Here is a 12883-nt window from a genome sequence, read left to right on the forward strand (position 1 = left end):
CGCTGCGCTCCATACTCACTTCCGACATCGTCTCAGACCGGTTCTACAACCCGGGCGTTGCTCATTATGAGGCATCGTTCGTCGTGAGCTCCGAACCATCCGTATAAGGGGTGTCGCGCCCAGGCCGGACCAAGCTCACGATCGGTGCATCTTGGTCCCGAGCTGCGCATGACTCTTCTTGCTCAACCAATCACCGCCGCCTGAACGGGCTAGACACCTCAGCTGGGCCTACTGGGCGTCGACGAGTTCGGTATCGAGCTGTTCAATATTGACGCCAGCCTCGTCCGCCTCCGGCATGATCGGGGCGGGGAGATCGCCGGCCCCAACCTCGACCTCTGTGACCTCGACGTCACGCAGCTTGCGCTCTACGGCACGGGTGCGCACACCGGCTTCTTTCACGGTCTTCTGAGCGGTCTCGAGCTGTCGTCCCAGCTTGTCCCAGACCTGCCCATACTTCTGGAACTCAACCTTGGCGGCGCTCAGCACCTGCCACACTTCGGAGCTGCGCTTCTCGATGGCGAGGGAGCGGAATCCCATCTGGAGGCTGTTCAAGAGCGACATGAGCGTTGTCGGGCCAGTGATCAGAATGCGGAGCTCGGTCTGCAGCTTGCTGGCCAGACCAGGGCGGCGCACGACTTCGGCGAAGAGCCCCTCAGTCGGCAGGTACATGATCGCGAAGTCAGTGCTGCGAGGGGGATCGATGTACTTCGAGGCGATCGTCTTTGCCTGCGCGAGGATCGCGCGCTCGAGGTTCCTGCTCGCGGTGTCGATGTCGACCTTGTCGCCACGCTCTTGCGCATCGAGCAGCCGCTCATAGTCCTCCTGCGGAAACTTTGAGTCGATCGGAAGGTAGACTCGTCCATCGTCGTCGCGGCCAGGGAGCTTGATGGCGAACTCGACGCTCTCCTGGGTGTCCGACTTGATGACGACGTTCTGCTCGTACTGGCCAGGCGTCAGAATGTCTTCGAGCTGTCGCGACAACTGCACTTCGCCCCAGCCTCCGCGGTTCTTGACGTTGGTGAGCACACGCTTCAAGCCCCCGACATCCGACGCGAGGGTCTGCATCTCCCCGAGGCCCTTCTGCACCTGCTCCAGTCGGTCGCTAACGAGCGCGAACGACTCGCCGAGGCGCTTCTCGAGAGTCCCCTGCAGCTTCTCGTCGACGGTCTCACGCATCTTCTCGAGCTTTGCTTCGTTCCCGGTTCGCAGCTTCTCGAGTTCCGTGCTCAGCAACCTCTGCATCTCCAGCTGCTTGGCCGTGTTCGCCGACGTGAGCTCTTCAATCTTGACCGCGTTCTCACGCAGTGACGTCGTCAGCGTGCCCTGGAGCTTCTCGTCGACGGTGACGCGGATCTGCTCGAGCTTTGTCTCAGAATCTTGGCGCAGGCGGTCGAAGCGTTCCTCGAAGGACTTTCGGAACTCGGTGAGCGAGGTGGCACTGGCGCGAGCGTGCGAGTCAATGCGATCAGCGACTGCGCTGAAGCCGGCGGCGAGCCGCGCATCCACGCGATCGTGTGCTTCGGCTCGTTCGAGCCGCTCGCGTCCGAGCTCTTCGGACTGGTTGCGGGCAGATTCCGACAGCAGCTGCGCGAGTTGCTTGTGCCCGGCCTGGAGTGCGTCACGCACTTCCTGACGCTGGGCGGAAAGGTCGCTACGCATCGCGGCGTCAAGCATCTGCAAATCCTGGCGAAGCGGCCCTACGTCAGCGGGCACGGCCCGGCGCGGCCGGAGCGAGATCACAAGGATCACTGTGGCGACGAGCAACAGGACGTTCACGATCGGCAGCATTGCGACGAGTGTTTCCACGACAGACTCCAGAGAGGTTGGTGCCCGCTGATTTCGGGCAGTCGATCAGACTAAGCCCTGTCTCCGACATTGGCGCGCGAACCGGCGTCGAGATCGCGGCGCACGACGGAAAGCGTGCGATCCTCGCCGCTCCTCGCGTGCGGCGTCGGACTCATCCCGCGGCTACATTGGAATGGCACGCTTCACGGTTGCGGCCCGGACCTGCTGCACGCGAGACGCCCGCTAGGATCGGCGGGGGCGGGGAATGGCGTCCGCCTTGTAGCCGACCCCGTCGGCAGATAGACAAGGTCGTTGGTTGACCAGAGACTGATCAACTTTCCGAAGTGAGGACGAGGTGACCGTGAGACCAACGCGGGATCAGTCTCAGCGGTACAAGCTTTCGTTCACGACCGGCCGTCTGTTCCTGCAGAGTGCCTCCCTCGCGGCCGATATGTACGTCCGTCTAGACGACTGGATAAAGGTGCGCGAGGCTATCGATTCTGACAACCTGTTGCAGAGCCGCGCGTCTCGCACCGCGACTCGCATGGGCGGGGAGCTGATTCAGAGGCTTGAAGAACTCACCGACTCAGAGGTCGCGCTGCTCGCGGTCGTCACAGGAGAGGAGCGAGCACACCTCATGTGGGTTGCTACCTGTCGCCGATACACGCTCATCGGTGAGTTCGCAGAGGAGGTGCTCCGTGAGCGTTTCCTCCAGTTGGCGACAGAGGTGCTGCCGGAGCATTTCGACTCGTTCATCCGTGGAAAAGCGCTCTGGCACGACGAACTCAATCACATCACGTCGACGACGATGCAGAAGCTGCGCTCGACCATCTTTCTCTTGATGCGCGACGCGGGTCTCACCGATGACGACGGGAGGATCATCCCCACCTTCCTATCGACGCGCGTCCACGATGAGCTCGCAAAGCGCACACCAAGTGATGTCCGCCTCTTCCCAACGAGGGAGGCCGCATGACGACCCAGCAGGTTCTGGAGCAGGAGCAGCACCTCCTGTCGGTGCTCCCGAGCCGGCGATTCCTGGAAATGGAGGGGCTGGGCAATGAAGTGCCATTCTTCATCTATCCCTATGACCCCGAAGATTCCTTGGCCGTCGCGGCGGCGAAGAAGCGCCTCAAAAACAAGCTGAAGAATGACCACGGCGCCACTGTCCTTGAGATCAACCTGTACGACCTCACGGTCGAGATGCTCCAAGCGCGCGGCGTCTGGGACCGGCTCCTGAAGCTCGAAGTCGAGCAAGGGAAGGACGCCCTCCTCAAACCACTGCAGAACATGCTGGATCCCGGTTCAAAACTGACCCCAGCGATCAAAGAGCGACTCGACGCAGCCCCGTACGACATCCTCTTTCTGACTGGCATCGGCGAGGTGTTCCCGTACATCCGCTCCCATAGCGTTCTGAACAACTTGCAGACTGTTGCGGCGAGCAAGCCGATGCTCATGTTCTTCCCCGGCGACTACAAGCAATCGGGAGTATCGGGCTCATCGCTTGTGCTCTTCGGGCGACTCAAAGACGACAACTACTACCGGGCGTTCGACATCCGGGATCGGGAGGCCTGACGGTGAAGCTCCATGACATTTTCGAGAAGGACATCACTCGTCCGATCGACGGTGTGATCAAGGCCGACGACACGACACACCTCGGAACGGAGGTCGAGGAATACGTCCTCACCAAGGAGGCCGAGACGGCACTGTCGAACCTCCTGGAGGAATACACGAACTACACGAACGCGAATGGTGTGTGGATCTCCGGCTTCTTCGGCTCAGGTAAATCACACCTGCTCAAGATGCTGGCTCACCTGCTTGGAGACGTGGACGGTCAAGACTTCCCGCGCGCAATGGTCGCCGAGAGTTTCAAGACGAAGACGACCGACAACTTCCTGAAGGCCTCACTTAAGAAGTCAGAGGGCATCCCCGCCCGGAGTCTTCTCTTCAACATCGACCAATTGGCCGACGCGCAAGGAGGCGACAAGTCCGACGCGATTCTGAAGGTCTTCATCAAAGTCTTCAACAACAGCCGCGGCTACTACGGCATGCAGCCGCATGTCGCCCGTTTCGAGCGGGATCTCGACTCCCGCCGGCTCCTCACGCAGTTCGTCGAGACCTATCAGCGGATCGCCGGAATTCCGTGGATTGAGGGTCGCGAACTCGATGTGCTGGAGGAGCCGAACGTCGCCGCAGCCTACGCCGAGATCTCGGGGGCGGCTGCGGGCGCCCCCGAGAACATCCTTGAGAAATACCGCGACTCTTACCGCGTCGACATCGACGAATTCGCCAAGGAGGTCGTCGGCTGGCTCGACGACCAGGCGGCCGGCACACGACTCAACTTCTTCGTCGATGAGGTCGGTCAGTTCATCGGCGAAGACGGGAAGATGAAGCTGCAGCTTCAGTCCATCGCCGAGACCCTGAACACGAAGGCGAACGGCCGTGCCTGGGTCTTCGTGACCAGCCAGGAAGCGCTCGATCGGATCGTCGGAGACCAATCTGCACAGCAGGCATACGACTTCTCGAAGATCCAGGCCCGGTTCAAGACACGTGTCAGTCTTTCCAGCGCGGATGTCGAGGAGGTCATCCGCAAACGCCTCCTGGCGAAGAACGTGGCCGGCGGGGTGGAGCTGAAGTCGATCTATGCCAAGGAGTCCGGCAACTTCAAGACCCTCTTCGACTTTGTCGGTGGACGCACCTACCCCAATTACCCGGACGAGGCGCGCTTCGTCTCGACCTACCCCTTCGTGAACTACCAGTTCCCGCTCTTCAGCGCCGCCTTGGTCGGCCTCTCCGAGCACAACGCGTTCACCGGCCGACACGCCTCAGTAGGTGAACGATCGATGCTCGGCGTCGTGCAGCAGGTGGCGAAGGAACTGGACGGAACTGACGTCGGCCAGATCGCCGCCTTCGACAACCTATTCGCCGGCATCCGCGACACCGTTCAGGCAGCAACGAAGCGATCGATTGACGTCGCGGAGAAGAACCTCCCCGATCAGGATTCGGATGTCACGAAACTGGCCGTCCGTGTGCTCAAGGCGCTGTTCCTGGTCAAGTACGTTGATGGCTTCCGCGCAACCGCGCGAAACCTGACGGTGCTCGTATACGACCAGTTTGGTCGAAACCTCCAGGAGCTCACGAGGAACGTCGAGGAGGCCCTCGCGCTGCTGGAGACGCAGACCTATGTGCAGCGAAACGGCGATACCTACGAGTACCTGACCAACGAAGAGCAGGAGATCGAGAACGAGATAAAGATCGTCGATCTCGATAGCTCCGAGGTCGGCAAGCGGCTCTTCGAGATGCTGTCGCAAGATGTGCTCAAGACCCCCAAATTCCGATATAGGACCGGTAAAGGTGACTACCTTGACTACAGCTTCGGCTACCGGATCGACGACGTCAGCTATGGCCCGCAGCACACGCTGACCGTCCACTTCTTCACGCCCGGCTACCCGCACGTTCTGCAGACGATCCGCGCGCACAGTACGGGGCTTGACGAGGTTCGGGTTGTCCTCGACGCAGATGCGGGACTCTTCGGTGATTTGCGGCTCCTGCTGAAGACCGAGAAGTACGTCAAGCAGAAGCAAAATGGGTCGCTCACAGCGGTGCAGCAGCGCCTCCTCGGCGCCAAGGCGCAGCAGAACCTGGAGCGGAAGAAGGAACTGCTGGAGCGCCTGCGCCGCGCGATTGGCAAGGCATCCCTCATCGTCTACACGGTGGATGTGGACTCGAGCAGCGAGGTCGCCGACAACCGGGTCTTCGACGGCTTCAGCGTGCTGGTGACGAAGGCCTACCCGCAGCTGTCGCTTCTCGGCGGCAAGGTCTACACCGAGTCCGACGTCCAGAAGCTCGTTCAGGCGCCAGCCGACGGTCTCGTCATCGTCGACACCGCACTGACGGATGCCGCGAATGAGGTCTACTCGGTCGGTGTCCAGCAGCGAGCCAACATCGGCCAGCAGGTCACGGTTAAGACGATCGTCGATCAGTTCACCGGGAAGCCCTACGGCTGGGACCAGGCCTCGACGCTGGTCGTTATCGCCTACCTCTTCGGCGGCTCACGCATCACGATTGAGCATAACGGGAATGTGCTCAAGCGCACCGAGGTACCGCCGCTGCTCAAGAACACCCAGCAGCTCGTCAACCTCAAGATCGGCCTGCAGAAGAGCTACGACGAGAAGAAGGTCACCGCCTTCCGCAAGTTTGTCACCGACTTCTTCGACGAGGGCGTCACCCCGAAGGACCCGCTGGAGCTGGCGCACTTCGGCGCCGACAAACTGAAGGACCAGCTAGCCAGACTCAAGGAGGCGCGCGCCGCATACGATTACCCGTTCATCGCGCGGCTTGACCCTTCGATCGCCCTGCTGGCGAGCGTCGTCGGGAAGACTGATGAGTGGTATCTGACGGAGTTCGCACAGGCGGACGAACTGGCAGAGGCGAAGGAGACCGTCCTCGACCCGATCCGCGCGTTCCTGAACGACGATCGAAAGGTGATTTACGACGGAGTCCGGAGGTTCCTTCAAGATGCGAGTGACAACCTCGGCTATCTCCCCAAGGGATCGGCCGAGCCGGCGAAAGTGCTACTGGATGATCTCGCTGTTTTCCGGGGCCCGCGGATCGTGGATCTTCAGAACGAGGCCGACACATTGCGGCAGCTGATCGACGAGCTTGTTAGGGATGAGCAGGGGAAGGCGGCTGATGCGATCGAGCAACGCCGCATTCAGCTGCAGCGCACAACCGAGTACAACGAGGCGAACGAAGCCGCGCAGGGCCGGGCCCTTGATCGGGTTGACCGCGCGATCCAGCAGATGTGGGAAGAGACCAGCATCTCGAAAATCAAGCTCGCTGCCAATACCTTCGCGACGTCGACGTTCCCATCGCTCGTTGCCGACCTCGCCGCCGCGCGGCTTGTAACAGTTCCGCGTGATGGCGAGCAGTCCGACTTCGCGCGCGGGGACGGGGGAGCAGCATCACCAGAGCCCCCCCGCCCGCCCAAACCGAAGCCCGCTGTGCACATTTCGCACGTTGAGATTGTCGGCGGGAAGTTCGTGCTTACGACTGCAGCGGATGTCGATGAGTACGTCGAAGCGCTCCGCGTTGCACTCCAGTCCGCTATCGCCGAGGGGAAACGGATCACGCGCTGATGGAAACTGCAACGCTCAAGTCCTTCGCCACGAAGGCACGGACCGATCTGATCAAAGAAGTTGGAGCGCGAGTGTCCGTCGTGCTCGCGGAGAACTCGCTCGCCCGCGTCGAGTCTCTTTCGGCCGTCCGCCGCCTGGAGCAGGCAATCGTCAGCGACGGGCGCGACGAGGTCGTCGACCGGGTCGCGTACACCTGGTTTAACCGAATCATCGCGTTGCGGTTCATGGATGCCAATGGCTACACCCCATCCGCCATCGTCTCGCCCGAAGTTGGCCGCACTACTGGTCAGCCAGAGGTGCTCGCCGAGGCGAAGGCGGGCACATTCGACAGCTCCGTTGTGCCGGCAAAGACGCAGGAGACGATCACTGCGCTCTTCAATCGAACGCGCCCGAGCCAAGATCCCGACGGAGAGGCTTATGGTCTGCTCCTCGAGGCGTACTGTCGTTCCTGGCACAAAGCCATGCCGTTCATGTTTGAGCGCGAAGGCGATTACACGGAACTGCTCATTCCGGCGGCGCTGCTCGCCGTTGACTCGGTCCGCGATCGCGCGGTGAAGACCCTCACCGGGGACGTTTGCCGCGATGTCGAGGTGATCGGATGGCTTTACCAGTTCTATATATCGGAGCGAAAAGACGAGGTCTTCGACGGATTCAAGAAGAACAGGAAGGCCGGGGCCGCCGAGATCCCTGCCGCCACCCAGCTCTTCACCCCGCACTGGATCGTGAGGTACCTCGTGGAGAACTCGCTCGGTCGACTCTGGCTGTTGAACAACCCATCGTCTCGGCTGGCCGAGCAGATGGACTACTACATCGAGCCTGCTGACGAGGAGTCCGACTTCCTGAAGATCACGAAACCAGAGGAACTGAAGGTCATCGACCCGGCAGCCGGCTCGGGGCACATGCTCACCTACGCCTTCGACCTGCTCTACGCGATCTACACGGAGAGAGGTTACGACCCGGCGGAGATCCCCGGACTGATCCTCCAGCACAACCTGTACGGCACCGAGATCGATCAGCGGGCTGGAGCTCTGGCCGCGTTCGCATTGACGATGAAGGCCGCCGCGAAGCGGAAACTGTTCCTCAAGAACCCGATCCAGCCGAACGTCTGTGTGCTGGAGAATGTGCACTTCGAGCCTGCGGAGCTCGACTTTCTATGGTCTCTCACGGATGACGGGACCTACGTCCGCGGCGACCTTGACGAGTTTTGGAACGCCTTCGAGCACGCAGACACGTTCGGATCACTCATCCAACCGAACGTACAACTCTCTGAACCGCTCAAGGCTGCGATCGACCTTGCCGACGCCGACGGTGACATAATACACGCGGAGACACTCCATAGATCGGCCGTCGTTCTCCAGCAGGCCAACTACCTGTCGCAGCGGTACTCGGTCGTTGTGGCGAACCCGCCCTACATGGGTAGCAAGAGTTACTCCAGCCTACTTCGTGAACTTGCATCTCGCAGTTACCCAGAGTCGTGGGTAGACCTCTGCACCATGTTCGTTGACAGGGGACTCGGACTCGTTAAGACGAAAGGCATCGCGGCCTTGGTCACGAGCGAATCCTGGATCTTCACGACGTCCTTTGCAGGAATGCGATCGACAGTGCTGAAGCGTGCCCGACCGATCGCTGTCGCCGCAATCGATAGGTCGGCGTTCGGCGTAGTTCTGAACACTGCGGCCACTGTGCTACTCAGTGGGGCGAGTTTGGGGCCCAGGACGACCTTCTTCCGTATCTCCGCTTCCGTGATAGCCGCTGGAGAAGTGACTGCGCTCCCGCCAGCCAGCGCCGAAGTTCACGAACTCGATGTCCGCATCTTCAATGCGTTGCCGAGCGCACCGTTCGCGTTCGACTTCCCCGCGCCGCTTCTGCGTGCCTACCTGACTACCAAGAGTGTGGGCAGTGACTTCGATGTGAAGCAGGGGCTAGCCACAGGGGACAACGATCGCTTCTTGCGCTATTGGTGGGAGGTGTCGCAACGGGACTCAGGGTTTGACATCGGTTCGCGCGCTCAGGCGCTAGCCTCCGGCCGCCGATGGTTCCTATACAACAAGGGGGGGTCGCCGATTGCCTGGTGGGGAAACCAGGAGCACGTGATCGACTGGGCCAAGGACGGAGAAGCGGTTATCGCGGAGGCTGCTTCGAGATGGGGAAGCGCAAGCCGGACGATCAAGAACACCGAGTTCTATTTTCGCCCCTGTATAACTTGGTCGAAGACGGGCACGAACGGCGCGAAGTTTCGTCTGCTCCCGCAGGGCTCCATCTTCGACATCAACGGGATGTCGATTTTCTTCTCGGACGAGGAAAGCGCACTGAACCTGCTTGGGTACCTGAACAGTCAGGCAGCTCGGGACGGACTGGATGTACTCGCACCGACGCTTACCTATCAGTCTGGCGACGTATCCCGATTGCCACACATCACTGGCCTAGACGACGCTTCGCGTGTTAGCGAGCTTGTGGCGGCCGCCCGGGCAGAGTGGGCCGACAAAGAGACTGCCCACGGCTTTAAGACAAGCCCGCTTGTGCGCGGCGGTGAGCGACCAGTTGCTGAGGCCTATAAGAGCCTCGCTGAGATCGCGCGGAGACGCGCACGGCAGATCGCCGAGCTCGAAGCGGAGAGCGATAACTACTGGCGTCGACGTATTTTGGAAACTTCCGGCGGCGACGAGTCCGAGGTACGTGGCCTCATTCAATCCGAGCGCCCGACGCCGACTTTTGCGGAGGTGGCTTCAGACCTGGCTTCGTTTGCGGTGGGTTGCATGTTCGGGCGTTACAGCCTCGACGAGTCAGGGCTGATTCTCGCGGATCAGGGCAGCACGGTCGCCGACTATCTGTCAAGGTCGCCAAACCCGTCGTTCATGCCCGATCAGGACAACGTGATCCCGATCGTCGATGGCGACTGGTTCGAGGACGACATCGCCGCTCGCTTCCGCACGTTTCTTCGTGCTGCCTTCGGTGAAGAGCATTTCGAGGAGAATCTGCGCTTCGTTACCGATTCGCTTGGCGTGAAAGACATCCGTGACTACTTCGTGAAGTGGTTCTACGGCGACCATGTGAAGCGTTACAAGAAGCGGCCGATCTACTGGCTCTTCCGGAGCCCGAAGGGTTCGTTCAGCGCTTTGATCTACTTGCACCGCTACACCCCGTCCACAGCATCGACGGTGCTCACCGGATATCTGCGGGAGTTCATCGGCAAGCTGGAGGCCAACTTGGAGCACCAGGAGCGCGTAGCGTCCGGTATTGGCGGAGCGTCGACTCGCGATGTCGCGACCGCGCTGAAGGAAGCTGACCGGATTCGCAAGGTCCTGGTGGAGCTTCGCGATTACGAGCACGACGTGCTCTTCCCGCTCGCGGGCGAGCAGATCGTCCTTGATCTCGACGACGGCGTTCTCGTGAACTACCAGAAGCTCGGTGCTGCACTCAAGGACATCGGTCTGAAGAAGGGCGGCGGTGGTGAGTGACGTCGGCGTCCTGAAGAAGGGACTCGCTGAGCGCTTCGCGAACGGGCGGAAAGCAAATGACCGTCACATCGTCTTCTGGCACGACCCGGAAGGCGAGTACGAGGGCGACCTCGATCAGCTCGAGGCGGAGCTCGACGGTGTTGAGGTCATTCGGGTCGACGGTGACGAGTATGCGGTCAAACATCGGCTGCTGAACGAGCAGCCGGAACAAGCCTTCATCGTCTACCGCAGAGGCGCCATTCCCGACGGCATCGGCAACTGGCTATGGGACCTCGAACTCGCCTACGGCGTCTTCACCGCTGACCGCGCTTCGATGGACGCGCAGGATCTCGGCCTCGCGCTTTCCCTGCAACCGGTCGTTGCTCAGCATCCGAAGTTCTTCAACAGCGCTGATCGCAAGACAAAGCTCAAGGGTCTACTCAGCGCCGAAAACGACCGCACGGTGCTCCGCGCGAAGATGAGTGCAGTCGCGCTCGGTATCAAGGCACACAGCTTCGGTGAGCTCACACGTTCCCTCCTCATCGAGAATGCCGCTGGATCGTCGGACGGCTACAGCGCACTCCTGTCGTACGGATTGACTGATTTCTACTGGGAAGGGGCCGAAGCAATCTACGGCTACGCGTCGGCCGATCCCAAGATCGGCGACTTGGTCGAGTGGGTGTTCAGGGAGGCGAGTACCGATTTTGGTTCCGCTCGAGTCGGGCTTCGACACGACTACAGCGCCTGGCGGAACGACGTGCGAAGCCGAGAGGCGATGGCAACGCTCGCCCGCCGCGTCGAGCGCGATTTCGGCATAACAGATCAGATTGGGAATCGGGACTACCGCGATCTCCTCAGTTCCGACGTTTTCGAGGCGATCGACTGGAAGATCATCGGCGATCTCGCGTTCGGCGTCAGCAACCAGAGCATCACCCTCCGCGACGTGCAAGATGCGGAGAAGGCTCGCCAGACCACGTTCTGGTACACCCTCGACCCGTCAGTCCGGGCCCTCTACACGGCGATCCGCTCAGCCGCTGAACTGCTCCACGACATCAGCACACTGAGTGTCGCCATTGCGGACTTCGACGACGGGCTGACGAAGTACAAGGACCGCTGGTACCGCATCGACCAGCGGTACCGACAGTTCCTTCTCGCTACTCGCGCCACTGAGCACGCCGATCATCTTGCCCCACTCGTTGAACAGGTCGAGCTTTTCTACACGAACAAGTACGTCTTCCCACTCGCGACCGAGTGGCAGAAGCAGATCGACGCCGTTCAGTCGTGGAAGTCAGTCGCATTCCGGCCGCAATTAACGTTCTATAAGTCGTTCGTCGACCCGATCGTCTCGCAAGGGCGCCGCGTCGTCGTGGTCGTCTCGGATGCGCTTCGCTATGAGGTCGCCGACGAGCTCGCCTCCGCTTTGCGGAGCGACACAAAGATCGCTTACGACGCGAAGCTCGACGTCATCCTCGGTGCCTTGCCGAGCTACACGCAACTGGGCATGGCGTCCCTGCTCCCGCATACGACCATCGGATTTGCGGGCAAAGGAAGCGACGTCGTCCTTGATGGCAAGCCGGCCGGTGGCCTCGTCAACCGAACCAAGGTCCTCGAGGCGATCGGAGGCACCGCCATCAGCGCTGACCATGTGCTCGCGAAAAAGATCAAGGATGAGTTGCGGCCCTATTTGCAGCAACACAAGGTTGTGTACGTCTACCACGACACCATCGATAAGCGCAGCCACAAGCTCGGCGCCGAGTCCGGCACTCCCGAGGCGGCGAGAGATGCCATCGCAGAACTGACGAGGCTGATCGGCAACCTCACCTCCGCTGACGCGAACGTGCTTGTCACAAGCGACCATGGCTTTCTCTTTCAAGAATCAAAGATTGGCGATGGCAGCAAACTCGGTGAAGAACCGCACGGTGACATCAAGTACCGAGACCGTCGCTTCCTGCTCGGCGAGGACTTCAAACAGACAGCGTCCTTCAACACGTACGCCTCGTCACAACTTGGGCTCGCCGGCGACTGGCAGGTGCACATCCCGAAGTCGATCTACCGACTCACACAGAAGCTTCAAGGCGCCGCAGACCGTTTCGTCCATGGTGGTGCGATGCTGCAGGAAGTCGTCGTGCCCGTTATCAGTGTCACCCGCAAGGGCAAGAGCGGCGTCAAGCTCGTCGACGTGCAGATCAAGCCGAAGAGCGATGTGCTGACGAACGCGATCGTGCGTATCAGTTTGCTGCAGTCCGAACCGATTAGCGAGCGGACTCACGCGCGCGAGCTTCGTGCTGCCTTCTACTACGGTGATGCCTTGATATCCGACCAGGTGGTTGTCGTCTTTGCCGCGACAGGTGACGAGCGCGATCGCCTGCAGGAGATCAAGCTTCAGATCCGCCCCGACGCCGGCGTCCCGCTCGGTGCGCAGGTCGAGCTTCGACTTGAACAGCCGAACTCCAACAGCAACTCGTGGCAGGTGCCTTACAAGCACATGTTCACGAACCGGATCACGGCTACGCCAGATTTCTAGAA

General features: G+C 60.8%; 6 protein-coding genes. 5 read left to right on the top strand and 1 reads right to left on the bottom strand.

Features of this window, described 5'->3' with window-relative positions:
* Positions 1–228: 228 nt before the first annotated feature.
* Positions 229–1806: a DNA recombination protein RmuC gene (gene rmuC, locus AKG07_RS13620; protein WP_233277281.1), complete on the bottom strand. Its 1578-nt coding sequence runs from the start codon at positions 1804–1806 to the stop codon at positions 229–231.
* A gap of 334 nt (positions 1807–2140) precedes the next feature.
* Between rmuC and AKG07_RS13625 the strand changes: the two genes are divergently transcribed.
* Genes AKG07_RS13625 through pglZ form a run of 5 tightly spaced genes read left to right on the top strand, consistent with a single transcriptional unit; the run spans position 2141 to position 12881 of the window.
* Positions 2141–2758: a DUF1819 family protein gene (locus AKG07_RS13625; protein WP_233277282.1), complete on the top strand. Its 618-nt coding sequence runs from the start codon at positions 2141–2143 to the stop codon at positions 2756–2758.
* Positions 2755–3357 (top strand): DUF1788 domain-containing protein, encoded by a 603-nt coding sequence (locus AKG07_RS13630; RefSeq protein ID WP_053098413.1) that lies wholly within the window; start codon positions 2755–2757, stop codon positions 3355–3357. Before AKG07_RS13625 ends, AKG07_RS13630 begins: the two co-directional genes overlap by 4 nt.
* Before the next feature lie 2 nt (positions 3358–3359).
* A complete protein-coding gene (gene brxC, locus AKG07_RS13635; protein ID WP_053098414.1) occupies positions 3360–6920 on the top strand; it encodes a BREX system P-loop protein BrxC in 3561 nt (1186 codons plus the stop codon).
* Positions 6920–10378, top strand: coding sequence for a BREX-1 system adenine-specific DNA-methyltransferase PglX (gene pglX, locus AKG07_RS13640; protein ID WP_053098415.1), 3459 nt, complete (start codon positions 6920–6922; stop codon positions 10376–10378). The genes brxC and pglX overlap by 1 nt, the downstream gene beginning before the upstream one ends.
* The gene (gene pglZ / locus AKG07_RS13645) at positions 10371–12881 is read left to right on the top strand and encodes a BREX-1 system phosphatase PglZ type A (RefSeq protein ID WP_171821971.1); all 2511 of its coding nucleotides are present in this window, start codon (positions 10371–10373) and stop codon (positions 12879–12881) included. The genes pglX and pglZ overlap by 8 nt, the downstream gene beginning before the upstream one ends.
* Positions 12882–12883: the final 2 nt, after the last annotated feature.

The sequence above is a fragment of the Microbacterium sp. CGR1 genome (assembly GCF_001266755.1).
In the GTDB taxonomy this organism is placed as follows: Bacteria; Actinomycetota; Actinomycetes; order Actinomycetales; family Microbacteriaceae; genus Microbacterium.